Below are 21,564 nucleotides of genomic sequence, written 5' to 3'. Positions count from 1 at the left end.
GCAACCGATTTCGTTTCCAGGAGGAACAACGTCATGGCCATCAACACCGATGACCTCCGCAAGGCCCTGACCGACGCGACCCCGCTGTACGCCCTGGCCGGCACCGTCGACCTGGCTGCCGAGAAGCTCGGCGAGGTCCCGCAGTTCGTCGAGAAGATCCGGGTCGAGGCGCCCAAGCGCTTCGAGTCCGTTCGCAGCACCGACCCCAAGGACGTCCAGGCCCTGGTGAGCAAGCAGGCCAAGGACGCCAAGGAGAAGCTGACCGAGCTGCTGGGCTCGCTCGACGGTGACATCAAGAAGGTCCGGGACCAGGCGCAGGAGCTGGCGCTGCAGGGCGTGGGCCGGGCCGCCGAGGCCGTCGTCCGGACCCGCGAGGGCTACGAGGAGCTCGCCGAGCGCGGCCGGGGCGCCGTGGCGACCTGGCGCGGCGAGGCCGCCGACCAGGTCGAGGACCTCGCTGTGGCGATCGAGCCGGAGCCGGCGCACAAGCCCGCGCAGAAGCCCGCGAACAAGAGCGGCGCGAAGAACCAGGCCGCCAACGGGATCAAGGCCGAGACCAAGGCCACCCCGTCGACGCAGCCCAAGCCGGCCGCCCCGAAGAAGCCCGTCGCGCAGCGCAAGCCGGCACCGGCGCCCGCGAAGAAGAGCACCCCGCCGTCCGCCAAGTGACCGCGGAGCGCACGAGGTGAGGGGACTGTGAGCCCGCTCACCCGGCGCCGGGGGCGCCGATTCACCGCACGGGCCGGGCACACTTCGGGTGCCCGGCCCGTTGTGCGGGTACGGTGGGGCCGCATGGGCGGCCGTCGGCCGCAGCAGTGGACCGAGACGACACGAATGGCGAACGGGCGGTGTAGGGCGTGCTGATTTACGGGTTCCAGAGCATTCTGAGCTGGGTGCAGCTCGCCCTGGGCGTCTATGCCGCGGTGATGCTGATCGATGCGGCCGTGCGCCGTGAGGACGCCTATCGCGCCGCGAGCAAGCAGACCAAGGGCATGTGGCTGATCTTCCTCGCCCTGGCCACGGCGCTGCTGTTCATTCTGCCGATCATGTCGTTCCTGCCGGTCATCGGCGTGATCGCGGTGATCGTCTACACGGTCGACGTCCGGCCCGCGCTCCGGGAGGTCTCCGGCGGTGGCCGCGGCCCGCGCCGTGGGGGCTCCAGCTCGGACGGGCCGTACGGGCCCTACAACGGCGGGCGCTGAGCCACGCCGGGCCCCGGGGCTCCCGCGGGAGCCCCGGCTCAATTACCGCCGGTCCAGCAGCAGTACGGCCACGTCGTCCGTCAGCTCGCCGCCGTTCAGATCGCGGACCTCCCTGACCGACGCGTCCAGCAGCTCCTCACCGCTGAGACCGGCCGCCATCTGCCGGCTGACCAGCTCGGTCATGCCTTCCTGGCCGAGGCGCTGGTTGCCCTTGCCGATCCGGCCCTCGATCAGACCGTCGGTGTACATCATCAGGCTCCAGGAGCCGCCCAGCTCGACCTGCCGGCGCGGCCAGCGGGCGTGCGGCAGCAGACCGAGCGCAGGGCCGCCGAATTCGTACGGCAGCAGCTGCGGGTGCTCGCCGGCCCGGGCCAGCAGCGGTGCGGGGTGGCCGGCCAGGCACAGACCGGCGCGGCGGCCGTCCGCGGAGATGTCGACGGTGCACAGCGTCGCGAAGATCTCGTCGTCCGCGCGCTCGTGCTCCAGCACCTTCTGGAGGGTGGCGAGCAGCTCGTCGCCGCAGAGTCCGGCGAAGGTCAGCGCGCGCCAGGCGATCCGCAGCTCGACGCCGAGGGCGGCCTCGTCGGGGCCGTGGCCGCAGACGTCGCCGATCATCGCGTGGACGGTGCCGTCCGGGGTGCGGACGGTGTCGTAGAAGTCGCCGCCGAGCAGCGCGCGGCTGCGGCCGGGGCGGTAGCAGGCGGCGAACCGGAGGTCGGAGCCGTCCAGCAGGGGCGTGGGCAGCAGGCCGCGCTCCAGGCGGGCGTTCTCCTGGGCGAGCATCCGCGACTCGGTCAGCTGGCGCTGGGCGAGGTCGGCGCGTTTGCGCTCGACGGCGTAGCGGACCGCGCGGCTGAGGACCGCACCGTCCAGCTCGTCGCGGAAGAGGTAGTCCTGGGCACCGACGCGGACGGCGTCGGCGGCGCGCTCGGCGTCCGTCTCGTAGGTGAGGACGAGGACGGCGTGCGAGGTCGCCATGCGCAGGACGTCACGCAGGATGCCCAGCTCGTCGCCGGGGGCACCGGCGTCGCCGCTGTCACGGTCGGCGGTGCGCTCCGCCGGGGGCAGGTCGAGCAGGATGCAGTGCACATCGTCGGTGAGCAGCCGCTCGGCCTCGGTGAGGTTGCGGGCGGTGCGCAGGCGCACCTTGCGGCCCGCCCAGTCCCACATCTCGGGGACATGGCTGTTGGGGTCCTCGCCGATGAGGAGCAGGGTCAGGCCCTGGTGCAGGGGTCCATGCTCGGCCGAAAGTCGCTGCTCGGCCGACAGGGGCTGTCCGGGCTCCGGAAAGCCCTGCGGCGCCGGGGCGCTCGTGCCCTGGGCCGTGGCGTCCCCCGCGCCCGGCGCGTCGGCGACCCGCGCGGTGTCCGCGCAGGCGTCGTCCGCCGGTCCTGCCTGATGCGGCAGCACGACCGTCCGCTGGTGCGGTACGGGTACGGGCATTGGTCTGCTTCCTTCCCTCCCCCCGAGGGGTGCGATGGGCACCGACGGCGCACCACCGTGCCCGGCTCCACATCGCTCGTCGGTCAAAGGAGTGAGGCGCACACCGGGCACTGACAGGCGACCATAGCGTCAGTACGGAGAGGTATGGAATGCCCGGCGGCAATCGGCCATCGTCATATGCCGCACCCGATAAGCCATTTGACCTGGGGAGGGCGGAATGCGGAATGACGAACATCACCCCGCATGAGTGCATTCAGCTACGCCACGACAACCCTCAGATAGCAAACAATCCGGTCATTATTCATCCGTGTGATGCGCGCCATCACCGCCGGCCGCACCGTCGGGGCGGACGACACCGAGGATCGGCATGGAGCCGGCGCCGGTGATCGTCACCTGCCGGCCGGGCCGCGGCGCATGCACCATTGCGCCGTCACCGAGATACATCCCGACATGACTGGCATCCGAGAAATAAATGATCAGATCGCCCGGCCGCATATCCCTGAGGCCGACGCGGGGCAGCTGCCGCCACTGCTCCTGTGAGGTCCGCGGAATCGTCCGGCCACCGGCCTGCCAGGCCCGCAGGGTCAGCCCGGAGCAGTCGAAGGTGTCCGGACCCTCGGCGCCCCACACGTAATCCTTGCCGAGCTGTGCGGTGGCGAAGGAAATCGCCTTCTTGCCGGCCGCCGACGCTTTGTTGCTGATGTCATTCAGGACACCGGAGTCGAGCCACTTCTGCTGCTGCTTGAAGGCCTGCTCGTCCTCCAGCTTCTTCAGCCGGTCCTTTTCCTTGGTGGCCAGCCGGGATTCCAGCTTCTTCGCCTCGTCGATCTTTTTCTTGATGTCCCGCTGGGCGCTTTCCTTCTTCTTGCGGTTCGCCTCCAGCTGCTCCCAGCGGTCCGTCGCGGAGTCCGAATAGCTCTCCAAGTCACCCTTGAGCCGGGCCAGTTGACGGATCACACGCTTGGCGGCGAACTCCCCCTTACGGGCCAGAGTGGCATTGTCGAGAAAGCCTTCCGGGTCGGCGTCGAGCATCAGCTTCGCCTCGGAGGGCAGCCCCCCGCCGCGGTACTGGGCGCTGGCCAGCGAGCCCGCCTGCCGCTTGAGGGCGGCCAGCTTGCGCTGGGTGCTGTCGATGCTGCGCGCCAGCCTGACGATCTCCTTCTGCTGGAGCTCGACCTGTTCCTCGGCGGCGTTGTAGGCGTCGGTGGCCTGCTCGGCCTTGCGGTAGAGGGCGTCGATCTTCTTGCGTACATCGTCGAGGCGGCGGGCGTCGGCGTCCGCGGCGGCCGCGGAGCCCCCGGCCCGCCGTGCGTCCGCGGCCGGGTTCTTCGGGTCGTCGGCGTAGGCGGCCGTCGCCGTGCTGCCGAGCAGCCCCATCACGCACAGGACGACGGCGGTGCACGCCACCAGCCGACCGCCCCTTACACCCCTTATCCCCCGCATGCCTCGTACGCCCTGAACGTCCTGCCGTGCCCCCTGGCTCCCCACCAGCCACCTCCGGTCGTTCCGCACCGATTCGCGTCTTCCCAGGCGCGGATGCTGCCATACCGACTGGTAATTCAACAGGGTGACGGGCCGTTTCGCACGGGTAGGCGAGCACTTCTCCCCCCGCACCCAGCCGATGGCCGAGGTTCACCCTGCGTTCACTCTCCTCCATCGGCCGCTTCACCTGATCTACCTAATTTCAGCCGTACCGAGTGCGCGTCATGCCCTCAGAGCAAGCGCGACACGGCTAGCTGGCATCGCAGACCGCGACAGCCAATGCCCCGCTCACCATCTCGCACGCCGACGAAGCGGCGCGCCCCAGGAAGGAACTCTCGACAGTGAAGCTTCAGCGCAAGAACCGGGTTCGCGCCCTCGCCGTTGGCGCTCTCGCCGTCTCCGGTGCCCTGGCCCTGTCCGCGTGCGGCTCCGACGACACCACCGGAGCCGGTGGCGGTGGCGCCGCCAAGCCGTCGAACATCAAGTGCGACGGCAAGGGCAAGCTGCTCGCGTCCGGCTCGTCGGCACAGAAGAACGCCATGGACGTCTGGGTGCAGAACTACTCGGGCGCCTGCAAGGACACCGAGATCAACTACCAGCCGACGGGCTCCGGCGCCGGCGTCACCACCTTCCTGCAGGGCCAGACCGCCTTCGCCGGCTCCGACTCGGCCCTCAAGCCCGACGAGGTCACCAAGTCGAAGCAGGTCTGCCGGGGCGGCCAGGCCGTCGACCTGCCGATGGTCGGCGGCCCGATCGCGGTCGGCTACAACGTCCCCGGTGTCGACAACCTGGTGCTGGACGCCAAGACCCTGTCGAAGATCTTCAACTCGGAGATCAAGAAGTGGAACGACCCGGCGATCAAGCAGCTGAACCCGGGCGCGAAGCTCCCGGACCTCAAGATCCAGCCGTTCCACCGCTCCGATGACTCGGGCACCACCGACAACTTCACCAAGTACCTCAAGGCCGCCGGTGGCTGGAAGCACGAGCCGGCGAAGAAGTGGGAAGGCGAGGGCGGCCAGGCGGCCTCCGGCTCGGCCGGCGTCTCCTCGCAGGTCAAGCAGACCAGCGGTGCGATCTCCTACTTCGAGCTGTCGTACGCCACGGCGAGCAAGATCCCGACGGCCAAGCTGAACACCGGCGCCAAGGAGCCGGTCGAGGCCACCGTCGACAACGCCTCCAACGCCATCTCCGAGGCCAAGCAGGTCGGCAAGGGCGATGACCTGGCCCTGGATCTCAACTACAAGACCAAGGCCGAGGGCGCCTACCCGATCACCCTGGTGACGTACGAGATCGCCTGCAACAAGGGCAACAAGGCCGAGACGCTGCCCGCCACCAAGTCCTTCCTGACCTACATCGCCAGCAAGGACGGCCAGAGCGCCCTCAAGGAACTCGGCTACGCCCCGCTGCCCACCGAGATCGCCGACAAGGTCCGCGCGACCGTCGCCAAGATCTCCTGACCTACCGGGCGGCGGCCCGTGAACCGCCGTACGGTCCAAAAAAAAGGGGGCCCCTTCACCAGGGCCCCCTTCGGGCCGCCGCCCGTCCGGTGCACCGCCGCGCCAGGAGCCCTCACCCGGCTCCGCAGACCGGAGAACCCATGAATACACCCTCCTCCACGACCGACACCCCGCCTCCGCCACACCACGACGGCCCCTCCGCCATATCCGGCAAGGCGGTCCGCCCCGGTGACCGGATCTTCCTCGGGCTCTCCCGGGGCTCCGGTATCGCCCTGCTGGTGATCATGGCCGCCATCGCGGTCTTCCTCACCTACCGCTCCGTGCTCGCCATCTCCGGCGACAAGGCCAACTTCTTCACCACGCTGGACTGGAACGCCACCGGCCTGGAGCCGAAGTTCGGCATCGCGGTCCTCGCCTTCGGCACCGTCGTCAGCTCCGTCGTCGCGATGGTCATCGCGGTACCGGTCGCGGTCGGCATCGCGCTGTTCATCTCGCACTACGCCCCGCGCCGGCTGTCCTCGACGCTCGGCTACGTCATCGACCTGCTCGCCGCGGTGCCCAGCATCATCTACGGCCTGTGGGGCGCGCTCTTCCTCGTCCCGCATCTGACCGGCCTCTACACCTGGCTGGACGACTACCTCGGCTGGACCGGCATCTTCGAATACGGCGGCGGGGCGGCCCGTTCGCTGTTCACCGTCGGCATCCTGCTCGCGATCATGATCCTGCCGATCGTGACCAGCGTCAGCCGCGAGGTGTTCCTCCAGGTCCCGAAGATGCACGAGGAAGCCGCGCTGGCCCTCGGCGCCACCCGTTGGGAAGTCATCCGGATGTCGGTGCTCCCCTTCGGCCGCTCCGGGATCATCAGCGCCTCCATGCTGGGCCTGGGCCGTGCGCTCGGCGAGACGATGGCCGTCGCCACGGTCCTCTCGCCCAGCTTCCTCATCAACACCAGCCTGCTGGACCCGGGCGGCGGCACGTTCGCCCAGAACATCGCCAGCAAGTTCAGCGAGGCCGATCAGTTCGGCCAGGACGCCCTGATCGCCTCCGGTCTCGTCCTCTTCGTGATCACGCTGCTCGTCAACGGCGCGGCCCGCCTGATCATCGCCCGTCGCAAGGAGTACTCGGGAGCCGCCGCATGAGTATCACCACCGACCGCCCCGCGGTCTCCAACGGCGGCAACCCGCTTCCGGTCTCCCTCAAGCAGGCCCGGCTGCCGCGCTGGTCCCCGCCGGTCATCGCGCTGGCCGCGGCCGGCGCCGGCTGCGGCGTCGGCCTGGGCGCCGGCCTGGACAGCACGGTCCAGTGGGGCCTGATCGCCGCCCTGCTGTTCATCCTCGGCTCCTTCGCGCTCGCCGCGGCCGTCGAGGGCGCCCGGCAGGCCAAGGACCGGCTGGCCACCAGCCTCGTCTGGACGGCCTTCCTGATCGCCGTCGTCCCGCTGGCCTCCCTCCTGTGGGAGACCGTCAGCCGCGGCACCAAGGTCCTGGACGTCTACTTCCTGCAGCACTCGATGGGCACCACCCCGGACGCGCTGCCCGGCGGCGGTATCTACCACGCGATCATCGGCACCCTGGAGCAGGTCGGCCTGGCCACCCTGATCGCCGCGCCGATCGGTCTGCTCACCGCGATCTACCTCGTCGAATACGGACGCGGCCGGCTCGCCCGGGCCGTCACCTTCTTCGTCGACGTGATGACCGGTATCCCGTCGATCGTGGCCGGCCTGTTCATCCTCTCCGTGTGGATCCTGATCCTCGGCTTCGGCCCGTCCGGCTTCGCCGGCGCGATGGCGCTGGCGATCCTGATGATGCCGGTCGTGGTCCGCTCCACCGAGGAGATGCTCAAGCTCGTCCCGAACGAGCTGCGCGAGGCCTCGCTGGCCCTGGGCGTGCCCAAGTGGCGCACCATCCTCAAGGTCGTCCTGCCCACGTCGATCGGCGGCATCACCACCGGCGTGATGCTCTCCATCGCGCGCATCACCGGGGAGACCGCGCCCGTGCTCCTCCTGGTGTGGGGCGCGAAGACGATCAACAACAACCCCTTCGAAGATGCCCAGCAGTCACTTCCGCTCTACGTTTTCCAACAGTGGCAGCAGGGCTCCGAGGCCTCGTACGACCGCGCCTGGGCCGCGGCACTTGTCCTCATCGCCTTCGTCATGATCCTCAACCTGGTGGCCCGCGGCATCGCCCGCTGGAAGGCCCCCAAGTCCGGCCGCTGACCAGCCGCGCCCCATTCGATGTGCGGCTCCGCCGCGTGAGAAAGAAGCAGTGATTTCCATGGCCAAGCGAATCGACGTCAGCGGCCTCTCCGCGTACTACGGCAGCCACAAGGCCATCGACGACATCTCGATGACCGTCGAGCCGCGCTCCGTCACGGCCTTCATCGGCCCGTCCGGCTGCGGCAAGTCGACGTTCCTGCGCACCCTGAACCGTATGCACGAGGTCACCCCCGGCGGCCGCGTCGAGGGCAAGGTGATGCTGGACGACGAGAACCTCTACGGCTCCGGGGTCGACCCGGTCGCCGTCCGCCGCACCGTCGGCATGGTCTTCCAGCGCCCCAACCCGTTCCCCACGATGTCGATCTTCGACAATGTCGCGGCCGGTCTGCGGCTGAACGGCTCGTACAAGAAGAGCGAGCTCAAGGACGTCGTCGAGAGGTCCCTCAAGGGCGCCAACCTCTGGAACGAGGTCAAGGACCGGCTGAACAAGCCCGGCTCGGGCCTGTCCGGCGGCCAGCAGCAGCGGCTGTGCATCGCCCGCGCCATCGCGGTCGAACCGCAGGTCCTGCTGATGGACGAGCCCTGCTCGGCGCTCGACCCGATCTCCACCCTCGCCATCGAGGACCTGATCGGCGACCTCAAGGAGCGCTTCACGATCGTCATCGTGACGCACAACATGCAGCAGGCGGCGCGCGTGTCGGACCGTACGGCGTTCTTCAACCTCGCCGCCGTCGGCCAGCCCGGCAAGCTGATCGAGATCGACGAGACCGAGCGGATCTTCTCCAACCCGTCGGTGCAGGCCACGGAGGACTACATCTCCGGCCGCTTCGGCTGAGCGGCGAGCGCGGCCCGGCCGCTCCGGCCGGGCCGCCCCCACCCACGTCCTGCGGTGCTGCATGGCGGTGCCACCGCAAGACGAAGGGCCCGCCCCCACTTCCCGGGGGGCGGGCCCATTTGCTGTGTCCGGAGGTGCGGTGCCGGCCGTTGGTCGGGCCGGCGGGCCGGTGCTCCGTGGCCCGGCCGGTGGCCGCGGCCGGCAGCGGTCCGTCAGCCGAACGCCAGCTCCACGACCCAGTACGAGAACGCCGCGACCAGCGCCGCGGCCGGCATCGTGATGAACCAGCCCATCACGATGTTCTTGGCGACGCCCCAGCGCACCGCGCGGGTGCCCTTGGTCGAGCCCACGCCCATGATCGCGGAGGTGATGACATGGGTGGTGGAGATCGGCGCGTGGAACATGAACGACGCGGTGTACATGACCGAGGCGGCCGTGGTCTCCGCGGCGAAGCCCTGCGGCGGGTCCAGTTCGATGATCCGGCGGCCCAGGGTGCGCATGATGCGCCAGCCGCCCGCGTACGTACCGAGCGAGAGCGTGATCGCACAGGCCAGCTTGACCCAGAGCGGGATGGCCGCGTTCTGGTCCTCGACATCGGCGATGACCAGGGCCATCACCACGATGCCCATGGTCTTCTGGGCGTCCTGCAGACCGTGGCCGAGCGCCATGCCCGCGGCGGACACCGTCTGGGCTATGCGGAACCCGCGCTTGGCCTTGTGCGGGTTGGACTTACGGAACATCCAGAGGATGAGGACCATCACCAGGTAGCCGAGCACCAGGCCGATGACGGGCGAGATGAACATCGGCAGGACGACCTTCTCGACCACCCCGGACCAGATCACGGTGGTGCCACCGGCGAGGGCCGCACCGACCATGCCGCCGAAGAGGGCGTGCGAGGACGACGACGGCAGGCCGAAGTACCAGGTGACGAGGTTCCAGACCACCGCACCGAGCAGCGCGGCGAAGAGGATGCCCATCCCCTTGCTGCCGTGGGGAGTCGAGATCAGCCCCTCGCTGACCGTCTTGGCGACCCCGCTGCCCAGGAAGGCACCGGCGAGGTTCATCACCGCGGCCATCGCCAGCGCCGCCCGCGGGGTCAGCGCCCGCGTCGACACCGAGGTCGCGATGGCGTTCGCGGAGTCGTGGAAGCCGTTGGTGTAGGTGAAACCGAGCGCGACCGCAATGGTCACGACGAGCGCGAAGGTGTCCATGAGAGGCGCTCAGGACTCCTTGACCGCGATGGTCTCGACGGTGTTGGCGACATGCTCGAAGGCGTCCGCCGCCTCTTCCAGGATGTCCACGATCTGCTTGAGCTTGAGGACCTCGATGGCGTCGTACTTGCCGTTGAAGAGGTGCGCCAGCAGCTTGCGGTGGATCTGGTCGGCCTGGTTCTCCAGGCGGTTGACCTCGATCCAGTACTCGGTGAGGTTGGTCATGGTCCGCAGATGCGGCATCGCCTCGGCGGTCAGCTCGGCCGCCCGCGCCAGCACCTCGATCTGCTGGTCGACGCCCTTGGGCAGCTCCTCGACCTTGTAGAGGACGACCAGGTCGACCGCCTCTTCCATGAAGTCCATGATGTCGTCGAGCGACGAGGCGAGGTTGTAGATGTCCTCGCGGTCGAACGGCGTGATGAACGAGGAGTTCAGCTGGTGAAAGATCGCGTGGGTCGCGTCATCACCCGCGTGCTCCGCCGCCCGCATGCGTTCGGCGATCTCTGCCCGGGCTGAGGCGTCCGCCCCGAGCAGTTCCATCAGGAGCTTGGAGCCCGTGACGATGTTGTCCGCGGAGGCGGCGAACATGTCGTAGAAGCTCGTCTCCCTGGGGGTCAGACGAAAGCGCACGTGAAATCCTCGGGGTGCATCGGATTCGGTCGAGTTGATGCTAGGCGCATCATCCAGCCACTGCTAACCGGCATTCCTTCAGTGTCGCCCATCGTGCAGCATGCTCTGCACGGGGTACCACAGGTGCCCGCAAAGTTCGGTACCATATACCCACCAGGGGTATATAGATCGCCTAGATACCACGGGAGACGGCCATGACGACCACGGACGCCGACACCAACGGCAGCACCGCAGCCGCCGCGGCCTGCCACCCCCCGCAGCCGGCCCCCGACCCCCGAAGCGACGTTCAAACCGTGACCGATAACGCAGAGACTTCGCCGGCAGCCGGTGTGCACGGCTACGCAAAGCAGAAAGACGCACACATCAAGCGACTGCGGCGGATCGAGGGCCAGATCCGCGGACTGCAGCGGATGCTCGAAGAGGATGTCTACTGCATCGACATACTCACCCAGGTCTCGGCGAGCACCAAAGGCCTGCAGTCCTTCGGCCTCCAGCTCCTGGAGGAGCATCTGCGGCACTGCGTCGCCGACGCGGCCGTCAAGGGCCCCGAGGCCATCGACGCCAAGGTGCAGGAGGCCACCAAGGCCATCGAGCGGATGCTGCGCACCTGAGCCGGCCGCCCGTGACTAGCCGGGGCAGCGTCCGGCGGTTCCGCGCCGGGGCGGCACCCCGTCCGCGCGGTCGCCGTCCTCCCCGTCGACCTCCAGCACCTCGTCGATACGGTCCGGGCTGAGCCGATCCTCGCTCGCGGCCGCGGCCGCGATCATCAACTCACCGGTCAGGTCGATCTCGACGAGGGCTACGTGGTCCTGGACCGTCGTAGGGCGGTGTCCGGCCACGTACAACACCTCCTCCTTCGAGCGCCTTCCCACGCCTGGGGTGGTTACCGCAAGCCTAGGGACGGGCGCAGGCTCCGCGCATGGCACGGATGGACCATTTCCGCCATCCGGCACACGCCGCCGTCACATGCCCTGCCCGCGGCGTCCGGCCTCATGCCGTGGGTGAAGCGATCTTCCCCGCGTAGATGTCACGTTCGTCCGGCAGCCGCACCGCGACCTTCGTCCCGAAACCGGACAGTTCCGTCGTGGAGGTCACCGAAGCCCCTTTCGGCGCACCGTTGGCGAAGCGGAACCACTGGCGCACTTTGCGCAGCCGGCCGGCCTCGTCCAGATACGCGTCGAACGGCACCTCGTCGGTGGTGAATCCGTCCTCCGCGGCGATCAGCGCGGGTCTTGAGCGCGGCGACGCCGCCGCGGCGGCCGCCCCGATGTCCGTCGTCCCGCGGTAGTGCCGCACCCGGACACCGTCCAGCCACTCCTCGCCCTGATACGTCACCGCCCGTGCGCCGCGCAGCAGTTCGGCGGCGGCCAGCGGATCGGTCGCACCACCGGTGACCAGATTCCCGTCGGCCAGCGAGGCGGTGGCCACCCGCACCCATTTGTCGGCGGGCACCCCGGCCCCGCGGTTCTTCATGTACAGCGCACCGGGCGCGAGGATCTCCGTGATCGGCTGATGACCGCCGCTGGGCCTGCCCGCCGGGTCGGGGAGCACGACCCGCAGCCGCCCGGTGCTGGTGGCGAAGTCGTAGCCGCCGGTGCCGCGGATCGCGACGCGGGTGCCGCCGCTCGCGGTCTCCATGGACGTGCGGACCGTGGCGGAGCCGGCCCGCACCAGGGCGTCGGCGCTGCTCCGGACCTCCGCGGCGGCGGGGGCGGCCCGGCCGGACGGCTCCTGGTCGTCGGCCGCGGCGCCTTCCTGGGAACAGCCCGAGGTCAGCAGCCCGACCGCCAGACCCGTCCCGCACGCCATGGCCACGGCGACCGTGCCACCGCCTCGCCTGTCCTGCACCACCATCGCGTACGAGCCCCCTCGGCCGCTGTCTTCGGGAACGGCCTGGGCCGGCCGGTCCGCTCGGGAGGGTCGGACGTTCCGCCGGCGCCGCATCTGACGTTCCGTCGACCGTTCCGTTCAACGACCGTCAAGGGGGCTCGTCACGCAAGGCCACCTGGGGCGCGTAGCGTGACGGCGTGCCCCACCGAGCTCCCCATGCGACCTCCACCACCGAACGCGGCGCCTTCTGCACGGCCCGCTGCACCTGCGGCTGGCGGGGGCCGGCCCGTCGCGCCCGCTCACAGGCACGTACGGACGCGGAGCGCCATCTGGCCGACACCGAGGCCGGATCCGAGGCCGGCGAGGACGGAACCGGGCGCCCCCTGGAATGAGCGAGTCCGTTCCGGGAACCCCACACGCCCCTGCCGCATCTGCCTAGTCAGGGAAGCAACGGCGCCGCGCAGGTAACGGACTTCAGGGACAGCACCGGACAGCGCGGAGCATTACCGGGCAGAGCGGCATGTGAGGGCAGCGCGTCGCCGCACCCGTCCGGTGCGAATTCCCCGCACGCGCCCCGTGACGACCGGCCGGGCCATCGGCAGGCGGGGCAGGACCGTACGACATCGAGGGGGATTCATCCCAGTGAAGCGGCGCACACTCCTGCAGGCCGGCGGCGGACTGGCGGCGACCTCGGTCGCCTTGGCCACCGGCTGCGACAACAAGACCGGCACGGCGGGCGCGGCGTCCTCCGGTGCCGCCACGGAGGCCGCCGCCGGTACCGGTGCGGCACAGACGAATGCGGCCGCCGCCGGGGGCGCCGCCAAGGGCCGGGCCTCAGGGTCCGCCTGGACCGCGCTGGGCAAGAGCCTGGACGGGAAGCTGGTGCGCGCCTCCGACGCCGCCTACGCGACCGCCCGGCGCCTCTACAACACCCGCTACGACACGCTGAAGCCGTCGGCCATCGCCTATGTGAAGCATCCGGCGGACATCGCCGAATGCCTCTCTTTCGCCCGGCGGTACGACACCCCGATCGCCATCCGCAGCGGCGGCCACTCCTACGCGGGCTGGTCCAGCGGCAACAACAAGCTCATCATCGACGTCTCCGCCCTCTCCAAGGTCGGCGCGCCGTCCGGCGGCGCCACCCGCATCGGCGCCGGCGCCAAGCTCATCGACGTCTACGAGGGCCTCGGGGCGCACGGCGTGACCATACCCGGGGGCTCCTGCCCCACCGTCGGCATATCCGGCCTCACCCTCGGCGGCGGCCATGGTGTGGCCTCCCGCGCCTACGGACTGACCTGCGACAGCCTCGTCGGCGCCACGCTGGTCACGGCGGACGGCAAGACCGTCGACTGCGACCGCAAGCAGCACGCCGACCTCTTCTGGGCGCTGCGCGGCGCCGGCAACGGCAACTTCGGCGTGGTCACCGAGCTCCGCTTCCGTACGCATCCGGCGCCGCGCGCGGTGATGGCGTACCTGACCTGGCCGTGGGCCAAGGCGGCGAAGGTCGTGGCCTCCTGGCAGAAGTGGGGGCCGGTGCAGGACGACGAGATATGGTCCGCGTGCCACCTCGACGCGCGCCCCGGCAACACCCCGTCCGTCTCCGTCGCCGCCTTCTCCCTGGGCGGCTACCGCGAGCTGCAGAACGCCCTCGACAAGCTCGCCGACCAGCCGGGCGGCCCCGGCCCCGCCAAGAGCGTCCATCTGACGCCGACCGGCTACCTGGACGCGATGGAGTCCTATGCGGGCTGCTCGACCAAGTCCACCGCGCAGTGCCATATGCCGGGTTCGCTGCCCGGCCAGACCGGCGCCGGCCAGCTGGGGCGCGAGACCTACGCCGCCCGCTCGCACTTCTTCGACCGCTCGCTGTCCGCGGCCGGCATCCGCACGCTGATGGACCAGATCGAGGCGGGCGGCCGCAAGGGCGTCAGCGGGAATGTGGCGCTGACGGCTCTGGGCGGCGCGGTCAACCGTGTCGGGCGCACCGACACCGCCTTCGTCCACCGCGGCTCGAAGTTCCTCGCCCAGTACCTGACGTCCTGGCCGGCGAACGGCTCGCCCGGCACGCGCACAGCGTGGCTGAATTCCTTCCATGACGCGATGCGCCGGCACTCCTCGGGCGCCGCCTACCAGAACTACACCGACCCGGGCCTGACCAACTGGAAGTCCGCCTACTACGGCGCCGCCGCCACCCGGCTCGCCGAGGTCAAGCGGACCTATGACCCGCAGCGGCTGTTCAGCACCTTCCCCCAGGCGCTCTGAGACCGCCCCGGTACACCGGCGGACACACGGACGGCCCGACCCCCGCGAGGGGCCGGGCCGTCCGCATCCGCCAGGTCGTCAATCCCGGGGGCGGGCCGGCCGGTTCACCCGAACCGGCCGGCCGCGCCCTCAGGCCGCCAGATCCTTGTCCCGCTCCTTCTGCCCGCGCCGCATCGCCGATCCCGTGGCCACCACCCGGCTGCCGTCGGCGTCCTGGCCCGCGGCGGCCTCGACGCCCGGCGCGCACACCAGCCACGAAAGCTTCGACCGGCTGATCGCCGTCGTCAGCGGCACCAGCAGCGCCTGCGCGAGGGGCGCCAGCAGCAGCGCGACGGCGGTGCCCAGGGCGAAGCCGCCGATCACGTCGGTCGGGTAGTGCACGCCCATGTAGACGCGGCAGAAGCCCTCGGCGAGCGCCAGCAGAATCCCGATCAGACCGAACTTCCGGTGGGCGATGAACAGGCCGACACCGACCGCCATGGTGAGCGTCGCGTGGTCGCTCACGAACGAGAAGTCGCTCTTGCCGGGGATCAGCACTTCGAGTCCGGCGTGGTCCTTGAACGGCCGTGGCCGCTCCACGAACGAGCGGATCGGGATATTGGCCAGCAGGGCGATGCCCGCGGCCAGCGGCGCCCAGACCAGGCCCGCGACGGCGGCCGCCGCGCCCGGCCTGCGGCGCGCAGACCACCAGGCGATCAGACACAGCACGGCGAGGCCGGCGATGAGGCCGTACTCACCGATGTACTCCATGGCCTTGTTGACCCACTGGGGGGCGTCCTTCGCGAGGCCGTTGATGCCGTCGAGCACGTCGACGTCGGGGTTCGGCCCCTCGAATGCGAGTCCAGCCATCTGCAGCGGCCCCTTATCTTTCGCGCGCGCGAGCGCCTTCGTGTGCTGCCTGCCCCCGTGGTCGTCGAGCGTGTGCCGTGCCAAGCGCTGCTACGTCCCCACGCCAAGGAAACGCGATGCCCACCCCTGGCGTTCCACTCTCCACCGGATGATCACCAGGACGTTATCGAAGCTTGACTCATCACCGCAGTTCAGGGCCCTATGTTCACGCAGCGTTCGTGCCGGGCAGCGCTTTTGCGCCATCCGACGTGACGCGGGTCGCACCGATGTAGTCCGGCGTATCGATCTTGTCGAACCGGATCCTGGCCCCGGTGTACGGCGCGTTGATCATGTACCCGCCACCCACATAGATTCCCACGTGGTGGATCGAGCGCGGGTCCTTCAGGTTGTAGGCGAAGAACACCAGATCGCCCGGGAGCAGCTCGTCCCGCTTCGGATGCGGCCCGGCGTTCCACTGGTCGTTCGCCACCCGGGGAAGCTCGATGCCCACCGAGTGGTACGCGGCCTGGGACAGCCCGGAACAGTCGAACCGGCCGCCCTGCGCCGCGGTCCCCGTGCCGCCCCACAGATAGCGCGTACCGAGCTTCTGCTGCGCGAAGTAGATCGCGCCCGCGGCCTGCCGCGACGGCTCCACCCGCTTCGACGGCGCCTCGAAGCTCTTCGCCAGAGTCGTGATCGTCTTCACATAGTTCTGTGTCTCGCGGTACGGCGGCACCCCGTTGTACTGGATGACGCGATAGGCCCCGGCGTTGTACGCGGCGAGCATGTTGTGCGTGGCGTTGCCCGGGGCGCGCTTCACATAGCTCGCCAGCTCGCAGTCGTACGAGGCCGCCGACGGAATGGCGTCCTCCGGGTCCCACACGTCCTTCTTGCCGTCACCGTTCCCGTCGACGCCATGGGTCTGCCAGGTCCCCGGGATGAACTGCGCCATGCCCTGTGCGGCCGCCGGGCTCTGTGCCCTGGGGTTCCAGCCGCTCTCCTGGTAGAGCTGCGCCGCCAGCAGCGCGGGACTTATGGCCGGGCAGAGCGCCCCCCACTTCTGCACCAGCTGCTGATACTCGGCCGGTACCGCGCCCTTCGCCAGCCCGAGCGCCCGCCCGCCGGCCCCGGCCAGCCCGGCAGCCGCCATATACGTACCGATCACAAGCAGCCCGAGCAGACAGAGCACCAGCCCCGCCCCGAGCCCACCGGCCACCCAGAATTTCCGCACCCCCCAACCCTCCCCCATTCAGCCCCGGTTCACTGCCTTTTTCCGGCCGCTCCCCGCGCGCCGCGCCGCTCCGGGTGCCGCACGACGGCGCATGACGCGGCGCACGGGGCGCTCCGGGAGGGGTGTGACGCGTCTCATGGCGACGCCTTGTACGCCGCCGGACGGGCTACGGGAGCCCGGCGCGCCGGACCGGCCACCACCGCTTCCGATGATCATTGCTCAGGGTTATCCCCCGTGATACACACGGTGAGACCATTCGCTTCAATGGAGGGCGTGCGCCCACAGGCACACCCCACCCGCACGGGATCCTTCAAAGAAAGCCGCCAAGTCGACAGCTGACGGCCCATTTGTCAGCGAAGATAGAGACTGGCCTGTGCCACGCCGGCACGGGGACACAACTACCCATCAAGGGGCGGTGAGTTCACACATGTTCATTGCGGCCGAAAAAGGCGACATCACCACCATCATCGGCGGAATCGCCCCGGACTGGGGGCCGTTCGGGAGCCTGGGCAACGAGGCCCGCGTGATGATCGAAGTGGTCATGGCGGTGGCGATCCTGCTGTGCCTGGGCATCGCGATCTGGGGCGCCGCCAAACAGCGCATCGGCGCCACCGCGCTGCGCGACACCTTCAGCGCCGAACAGGGCAAGGGCCTGATCGTGGCCGGCCTGACCGGCGTCTTCATCATCGGCTCCCTGGGGACGCTGTTCACCATCGTCTACGGCATGGCGGTCTAGGGCGTGTCCTTCTAGGCCGCACCTGCCCCTGCCGCCGCCCGTACGGCGCCCCCGGCCGGCACCCGTCCGTCCCCGCGTCGCCCCCGTGCGCCCCCGCCCACCATCTCTCCGCCGTCCCGTGCCCCCACTCGCTCCCACCGGCCCCACCTCCCCTGCCGAGGCCACATGCTGACGCCCGCTCACGCCGGCCCGACGGAACCGCAGCGCGCCCTCATCACCCCCGCCACCAGCGGACCGATTGGGCCGGGCGCTGCGCGGGGACAGGTGGACCCGGGGGCGAGAAGGCGCAAGAAGGCGACCGGCGACCGCGGAGCAGGCGATGCGTACAAATAACCCAGAGTCCCCCATTCGCCTCTGTCGTACCGCATCTGAGGACCCGTCACGGTGAGATGTACTCGTACCGCTGCACCCGAGCCGCCGCCCGCGCGGCTACGGTCATATGAGGGCGGCACAACAACGGCACGCACGGCGACGGCGGCAGAGGGGGCACAGGCGCGATGAGTCTCAGTGACGACGGCGGCTACGGCGGCGACGGCCACCGCGGTCCGGAGACGGGCCAGACCCGGACCAGACTTCCCGACAACGACGGTGACATCTACGGCTCGGGACGGCGGTCCCGGACCGGCCTGTCCAGCCGGAACCTCGTCACGATCGTCGGCGTGATCGTCCTGCTGCTCGCGGCCATCGCCTTCGCCAACCGCGGCGGAAGCGGCAACAGCGAAACCGCCTCGAACGACTCCCCCAAGGACCCCGCCCGCACCCAGCCCACCGCCCCCACCGGCACCAAGGCCGTCAGCGGCAAGACCGGGGGCATCGCGTCGGGCTTCGCCAAGACGGAGCAGGGGGCGCAGTCGGCGGCGGCGAATTATGCGGTGGCGCTGGGGTCCTCGGACATGTTCCACCAGGACCAGCGGCACAAGATCGTTGACACCATCATGGCGCCTTCAGCCGTCGCCTCGCTCCAGAAGAAGCTCGACGAAGCCTACTCACCGGACTTCTTCAAGGCCGTCGGGCTGAAGGCTGACGGAAGCGCGCCGACCGGGATGACCTTTGTCTCGCGCACCGTCCCGGTCGGCACCAAGGTCAAGGACTTCGCGAAGGCCCAGGCGACCGTCGAGGTGTGGTGCACCGGCCTCCTCGGACTGGCCGGCGAGGGATCCGTCAAACCTGTCACCACGAGTTGGTTCACCCTCACGATGAAGCTCGCCTGGACCGGCAACGACTGGAAGACGCTGACACGCTCTCAGAAGGACGGCCCCGCACCGGTCAGCGGGGACGTCCCCGCCTCCGGAGCCAAGGACATCGCGGGAGCGGTCCAAGGGTATGGAGGTTTCACGTATGCCCGGTAAGCCCATGCACCGCCGCGCGGCCTCGGTCGTCACCGTGCTGGCAGGCGTACAGACCTTCATGTTCCTGCTGGCGACACGCGTCATGGCCGCGCCGGCCCCCGACCCGGGTCCGGCCTCGGAACGCTGCAAACTCCTCAGCGGCCCCGCCCTGCAGCTCTGCAAGCAGCGCAATGAGTCCGGCAGCGACTCACCCCCCACCAACCCCCTCGACAACAACCCCCTCGACCCCCTCGAATCCCTCGCCAAAGGCTGCGCCAAAGCCGCCGCCTGGATCGTCACGAAGCTGTCGGACGCGGTGAAGGCGACCTCGCAGGTGGACTTCACCAATGCCGCGTTCCTGCGGCAGTACGCCGTAGTCTTCGCCGCCTCCACCGTGCTCACGCTCGTCCTGTGGCTGCTCGCCGTCGCCAAGCGCGCGGTGCGCGGGGTGCGGCTGACGGAGGCGATCGGTGAGGCGGTCGGGTTCCTCTGGCTGACCGTGCTCGCCTCCGCCTTCACCCCGCTGATCCTGTACACGATCGTCTCGGCGACCGACGGGGTCACCGAGATCATCGCGAAGGGGACGGGGGCACAGACCGACACCTTCTTCGGGGCCTTCTCCCAGGCGCTCACGAAGGGCACGGACATCGGCGGCGGCCCGATCATGCTGATCGTGGTGTCGCTGGTCTCCGTGCTCGCCGCCGGTGTGCTGTGGCTGGAGCTGGTGATCCGGGCCGCGCTGCTGTACGTCGGGGCGCTGCTCGGCACGGTCGTCTACGCCGGGCTGGTCGACAAGAACATGTGGGGGCATGTGCGCCGCTGGGCGGGCATCATGATCGCGGTGATCCTGGTGAAGCCGGTCATCGTGATCGTGCTCGGCGTCGCCGGTGCGCTGTCCCACGACAAGGGCCCGAACGCCTTCTCCGCGGTCGTCTCCGGCCTCTCGATCATCGTCCTCGCCATCTTCGCCAGCGCGGTGATCTACCGCTTCGTCCCCGGCTTCGGCGACGAGATGGTCTCGGCCCGTACGAACAAGGGCCGGGCCACCGACGGCAGCCAGGCCGCCGCGATGATCTCCTCGCCCGCCGCACTGGTCTCCCAGGGCATCAAGACCCACAGCTCCCGCAGCTCCGGCGGCGACGGCGGGCAGGCACAGGGCGGCCAGTCCCGGCCGGCCGACGCGGTGGCCGGCGGTGTCGCCGCACACAGCTCCCGCGGCGGCCGCTCCTCGGCGCCCGCCACCCCCGCTCCCCGTACGAACCCCCACCCGGGCAGCGGCTCCCGCTCCGGCAAGACCTCAGGAGGTGAGGGGCGTTGAGCACGCAGTCCCACCCGATCGCCCCACGCCGCACCTACCTCATCGGCCGCGCCCGGCCCAACGCGATCGTCGGCAAGAACCGCGAGACCGGTGAGATCGCGCTGATCATCGCGGGCGCGTTCCTCGGCATGATGTGCGGGCTGCTGGTGCCCATGCTGCCGCTGCGGATCGCGTCCCTGACCGGCTTCCCGATGCTGGGGCTCGCCGTCGTCTACGTGCCGTACAAGGGCCGGACGTTCTACAAGTGGTTCGAGATCCGGCGCAGCTTCCGCCGGACGACCCGCCGCGGCGCCACCTACCGCTCCGGCGCCGCCGAGGCGGGCGTCCGGCTGGACGGCCGGGAGGTCGAGATCGGCCCGCCGCCCGGCATCGGCCGGATCAACTGGCTGTCCGCGCCGTTCGGGCCGGACGAGATCGCGGTGCTGCTGCACGCCGACCGCAAGACGGTGACGGCGGCCATCGAGATCGAGGGGCCGGGCGTCGGCCTGCGGGACAGCGAGGACCAGGAGGCGCTGGTCGACCGTTTCGGGACGCTGCTCAAGCATGTCGCCAACGGGGACGGCTTCGTGACCCGGCTGCAGATGCTGGCCCGGACGCTGCCCGCCGACCCGGACGCCCATGCCAAGGACGTCGCCCAGCGCGGCGACAAGAACTCCCCCGACTGGCTGCAGGAGTCCTACGACCAGCTCCAGTCGATGGTCTCCACCTCCTCCGAGCAGCACCGTGCCTACCTCGTCGCCTGTATGCACTACACCCGCGAGCTGGCCGCCGAGGCACAGACCATGGCCCGCGCCGCGCGGATGCACCAGGGCGGGCTGCTGCGCAAGAAGCTGGACCGGGACGCCGGGCTCGCGGTGGTCATGGCCCGTGAGCTCACCGATATCTGCGCCCGGCTCGCCGAGGCCGACATCCGGGTGCGCCAGCCGCTGGGCCAGGCCCGGCTCGCCTCCCTGGTGCACTCCATGTACGACCCGGACCACCCCATCGACCACATCCAGGCGATGAGCAAGCGCAACGCCTGGCCGGCCGAGCTGGATGCGATGGAGCCGACGTACCTCCAGGCCAAGACGCGTGAGTCGACGACCCGCGCGCCGTGGTGCCATGCCACCGCCTGGGTCAAGGAGTGGCCGCTGACCCCGGTGGGCGTCAACTTCCTCGCGCCCCTCCTGGTGCACACCCCCGATGTGATCCGTACGGTCGCGGTCTGCATGGACCTGGAGCCCACCGAGATCGCCATCGAGCGGATGCTGACGGAGAAGACGAACGACGATGCCGAGGCCAGCCGCGCGGCGAAGATGAACCGGGTGGTGGACCCGCGGGATGTCGCCCACCACGGCCGCGTCGACCAGCGGGGTGAGGACCTGGCCTCCGGTGCCGCCGGCGTCAACCTCGTCGGCTACCTCACGGTGTCCTCCCGCTCGCCCGAGGCGCTGGCGCGCGACAAGCGCACCATCCGCGCCTCGGCCGGCAAGTCCTACCTCAAGCTGGAGTGGTGCGACCGCGAGCACCACCGGGCGTTCGTCAACACCCTGCCGTTCGCGACCGGGATCCGCCGCTAA

General features: G+C 69.9%; 21 protein-coding genes. 13 read left to right on the top strand and 8 right to left on the bottom strand.

Annotation, left to right across the window (positions count from 1 at the left end; translation table 11 throughout):
• Positions 1-33: 33 nt before the first annotated feature.
• Complete coding sequence (locus tag NUT86_RS24025) at positions 34-669, top strand: hypothetical protein (protein WP_018093408.1); 636 nt, start codon at positions 34-36, stop codon at positions 667-669.
• 188 nt (positions 670-857) lie between these two features.
• Positions 858-1,202, top strand: coding sequence for a DUF2516 family protein (locus tag NUT86_RS24020; protein WP_018093407.1), 345 nt, complete (start codon positions 858-860; stop codon positions 1,200-1,202).
• Between the two features lie 42 nt (positions 1,203-1,244).
• Here the strand turns inward: NUT86_RS24020 and NUT86_RS24015 are convergent, their stop codons facing one another.
• Entirely contained in the window at positions 1,245-2,645 is a 1,401-nt protein-coding gene (locus NUT86_RS24015; RefSeq protein WP_274737502.1) for a PP2C family protein-serine/threonine phosphatase, read from the bottom strand.
• A 297-nt stretch (positions 2,646-2,942) separates the two neighbouring features.
• Positions 2,943-4,022, bottom strand: a complete 1,080-nt coding sequence (locus NUT86_RS24010; protein ID WP_159489137.1) for a C40 family peptidase — start codon at positions 4,020-4,022, stop codon at positions 2,943-2,945.
• Positions 4,023-4,468: 446 nt separating this feature from the next.
• On the opposite strand from NUT86_RS24010, the gene pstS reads away from it, so the two are divergent.
• The 4 genes from pstS to pstB all read left to right on the top strand — a co-directional run bounded on the left by pstS (position 4,469) and on the right by pstB (position 8,634).
• On the top strand, positions 4,469-5,584 hold the full coding sequence (pstS, locus tag NUT86_RS24005; protein ID WP_159486861.1) for a phosphate ABC transporter substrate-binding protein PstS: 1,116 nt from the start codon (positions 4,469-4,471) through the stop codon (positions 5,582-5,584).
• A gap of 140 nt (positions 5,585-5,724) precedes the next feature.
• Entirely contained in the window at positions 5,725-6,723 is a 999-nt protein-coding gene (gene pstC / locus NUT86_RS24000) for a phosphate ABC transporter permease subunit PstC (RefSeq protein ID WP_018093403.1), read from the top strand.
• Positions 6,720-7,799, top strand: a complete 1,080-nt coding sequence (gene pstA / locus NUT86_RS23995) for a phosphate ABC transporter permease PstA (protein WP_018093402.1) — start codon at positions 6,720-6,722, stop codon at positions 7,797-7,799. Before pstC ends, pstA begins: the two co-directional genes overlap by 4 nt.
• A 58-nt stretch (positions 7,800-7,857) precedes the next feature.
• A complete protein-coding gene (gene pstB, locus NUT86_RS23990) occupies positions 7,858-8,634 on the top strand; it encodes a phosphate ABC transporter ATP-binding protein PstB (protein ID WP_018093401.1) in 777 nt (258 codons plus the stop codon).
• 212 nt (positions 8,635-8,846) lie between these two features.
• Here the strand turns inward: pstB and NUT86_RS23985 are convergent, their stop codons facing one another.
• Both NUT86_RS23985 and NUT86_RS23980 read right to left on the bottom strand, forming a co-directional pair.
• Positions 8,847-9,845 carry an inorganic phosphate transporter gene (locus NUT86_RS23985; RefSeq protein ID WP_159486865.1) on the bottom strand — a complete coding sequence of 333 codons (999 nt, stop codon included), beginning with the start codon at positions 9,843-9,845 and terminating at the stop codon, positions 8,847-8,849.
• A 9-nt stretch (positions 9,846-9,854) separates the two neighbouring features.
• Positions 9,855-10,475 carry a DUF47 domain-containing protein gene (locus NUT86_RS23980; protein WP_026170326.1) on the bottom strand — a complete coding sequence of 207 codons (621 nt, stop codon included), beginning with the start codon at positions 10,473-10,475 and terminating at the stop codon, positions 9,855-9,857.
• A 194-nt stretch (positions 10,476-10,669) separates the two neighbouring features.
• Between NUT86_RS23980 and NUT86_RS23975 the strand changes: the two genes are divergently transcribed.
• On the top strand, positions 10,670-11,086 hold the full coding sequence (locus NUT86_RS23975) for a metal-sensitive transcriptional regulator (protein ID WP_093644540.1): 417 nt from the start codon (positions 10,670-10,672) through the stop codon (positions 11,084-11,086).
• Between the two features lie 15 nt (positions 11,087-11,101).
• Here the strand turns inward: NUT86_RS23975 and NUT86_RS23970 are convergent, their stop codons facing one another.
• Together NUT86_RS23970 and NUT86_RS23965 are read right to left on the bottom strand one after the other, a co-directional pair.
• Entirely contained in the window at positions 11,102-11,320 is a 219-nt protein-coding gene (locus tag NUT86_RS23970; protein ID WP_018093397.1) for a hypothetical protein, read from the bottom strand.
• Positions 11,321-11,465: 145 nt separating this feature from the next.
• Positions 11,466-12,329 (bottom strand): hypothetical protein, encoded by an 864-nt coding sequence (locus NUT86_RS23965; protein WP_266450347.1) that lies wholly within the window; start codon positions 12,327-12,329, stop codon positions 11,466-11,468.
• A gap of 173 nt (positions 12,330-12,502) precedes the next feature.
• On the opposite strand from NUT86_RS23965, the gene NUT86_RS23960 reads away from it, so the two are divergent.
• Both NUT86_RS23960 and NUT86_RS23955 read left to right on the top strand, forming a co-directional pair.
• Entirely contained in the window at positions 12,503-12,697 is a 195-nt protein-coding gene (locus tag NUT86_RS23960; protein WP_018093395.1) for a hypothetical protein, read from the top strand.
• A gap of 250 nt (positions 12,698-12,947) precedes the next feature.
• On the top strand, positions 12,948-14,564 hold the full coding sequence (locus NUT86_RS23955; RefSeq protein WP_274737500.1) for an FAD-binding oxidoreductase: 1,617 nt from the start codon (positions 12,948-12,950) through the stop codon (positions 14,562-14,564).
• Positions 14,565-14,693: 129 nt separating this feature from the next.
• Here NUT86_RS23955 and NUT86_RS23950 read toward each other — a convergent pair whose 3' ends face one another.
• Positions 14,694-15,413 carry a phosphatase PAP2 family protein gene (locus tag NUT86_RS23950; RefSeq protein WP_093644564.1) on the bottom strand — a complete coding sequence of 240 codons (720 nt, stop codon included), beginning with the start codon at positions 15,411-15,413 and terminating at the stop codon, positions 14,694-14,696.
• Between the two features lie 205 nt (positions 15,414-15,618).
• Positions 15,619-16,623 carry a C40 family peptidase gene (locus tag NUT86_RS23945; RefSeq protein WP_018093392.1) on the bottom strand — a complete coding sequence of 335 codons (1,005 nt, stop codon included), beginning with the start codon at positions 16,621-16,623 and terminating at the stop codon, positions 15,619-15,621.
• A gap of 427 nt (positions 16,624-17,050) precedes the next feature.
• Here NUT86_RS23945 and NUT86_RS23940 point away from each other — a divergent pair, with 427 nt between their 5' ends.
• The 4 genes from NUT86_RS23940 to NUT86_RS23925 all read left to right on the top strand — a co-directional run bounded on the left by NUT86_RS23940 (position 17,051) and on the right by NUT86_RS23925 (position 21,564).
• Complete coding sequence (locus tag NUT86_RS23940; protein ID WP_006603970.1) at positions 17,051-17,359, top strand: hypothetical protein; 309 nt, start codon at positions 17,051-17,053, stop codon at positions 17,357-17,359.
• A gap of 497 nt (positions 17,360-17,856) precedes the next feature.
• Positions 17,857-18,708 (top strand): hypothetical protein, encoded by an 852-nt coding sequence (locus NUT86_RS23935; RefSeq protein WP_159486871.1) that lies wholly within the window; start codon positions 17,857-17,859, stop codon positions 18,706-18,708.
• On the top strand, positions 18,698-20,005 hold the full coding sequence (locus tag NUT86_RS23930; RefSeq protein ID WP_018093390.1) for a hypothetical protein: 1,308 nt from the start codon (positions 18,698-18,700) through the stop codon (positions 20,003-20,005). The genes NUT86_RS23935 and NUT86_RS23930 overlap by 11 nt, the downstream gene beginning before the upstream one ends.
• Positions 20,002-21,564 (top strand): SCO6880 family protein, encoded by a 1,563-nt coding sequence (locus NUT86_RS23925; RefSeq protein WP_018093389.1) that lies wholly within the window; start codon positions 20,002-20,004, stop codon positions 21,562-21,564. The genes NUT86_RS23930 and NUT86_RS23925 overlap by 4 nt, the downstream gene beginning before the upstream one ends.

Origin of the sequence: Streptomyces sp. G7(2002), assembly GCF_028870195.1 — a bacterium.
Taxonomy (GTDB): domain Bacteria; phylum Actinomycetota; class Actinomycetes; order Streptomycetales; family Streptomycetaceae; genus Streptomyces; species Streptomyces nigrescens.
Note: the sequence above shows the minus strand (reverse complement) of the source record. Positions and strands in the feature narration are given on the sequence as shown.

Bases quoted from the DNA above. Each gene is read 5' to 3' on its own strand.
- NUT86_RS24025 (WP_018093408.1), top strand. From the start codon at position 34: ATGGCCATCAACACCGATGACCTCCGCAAGGCCCTGACCGACGCGACC.
- NUT86_RS24015 (WP_274737502.1), bottom strand. From the start codon at position 2,645: ATGCCCGTACCCGTACCGCACCAGCGGACGGTCGTGCTGCCGCATCAG.
- NUT86_RS24010 (WP_159489137.1), bottom strand. From the start codon at position 4,022: ATGGGGCTGCTCGGCAGCACGGCGACGGCCGCCTACGCCGACGACCCG.
- pstC (WP_018093403.1), top strand. From the start codon at position 5,725: ATGAATACACCCTCCTCCACGACCGACACCCCGCCTCCGCCACACCAC.
- pstA (WP_018093402.1), top strand. From the start codon at position 6,720: ATGAGTATCACCACCGACCGCCCCGCGGTCTCCAACGGCGGCAACCCG.
- pstB (WP_018093401.1), top strand. From the start codon at position 7,858: ATGGCCAAGCGAATCGACGTCAGCGGCCTCTCCGCGTACTACGGCAGC.
- NUT86_RS23985 (WP_159486865.1), bottom strand. From the start codon at position 9,845: ATGGACACCTTCGCGCTCGTCGTGACCATTGCGGTCGCGCTCGGTTTC.
- NUT86_RS23975 (WP_093644540.1), top strand. From the start codon at position 10,670: ATGACGACCACGGACGCCGACACCAACGGCAGCACCGCAGCCGCCGCG.
- NUT86_RS23965 (WP_266450347.1), bottom strand. From the start codon at position 12,329: ATGGTGGTGCAGGACAGGCGAGGCGGTGGCACGGTCGCCGTGGCCATG.
- NUT86_RS23950 (WP_093644564.1), bottom strand. From the start codon at position 15,413: ATGGCTGGACTCGCATTCGAGGGGCCGAACCCCGACGTCGACGTGCTC.
- NUT86_RS23940 (WP_006603970.1), top strand. From the start codon at position 17,051: ATGTTCATTGCGGCCGAAAAAGGCGACATCACCACCATCATCGGCGGA.
- NUT86_RS23935 (WP_159486871.1), top strand. From the start codon at position 17,857: ATGAGTCTCAGTGACGACGGCGGCTACGGCGGCGACGGCCACCGCGGT.
- NUT86_RS23930 (WP_018093390.1), top strand. From the start codon at position 18,698: ATGCCCGGTAAGCCCATGCACCGCCGCGCGGCCTCGGTCGTCACCGTG.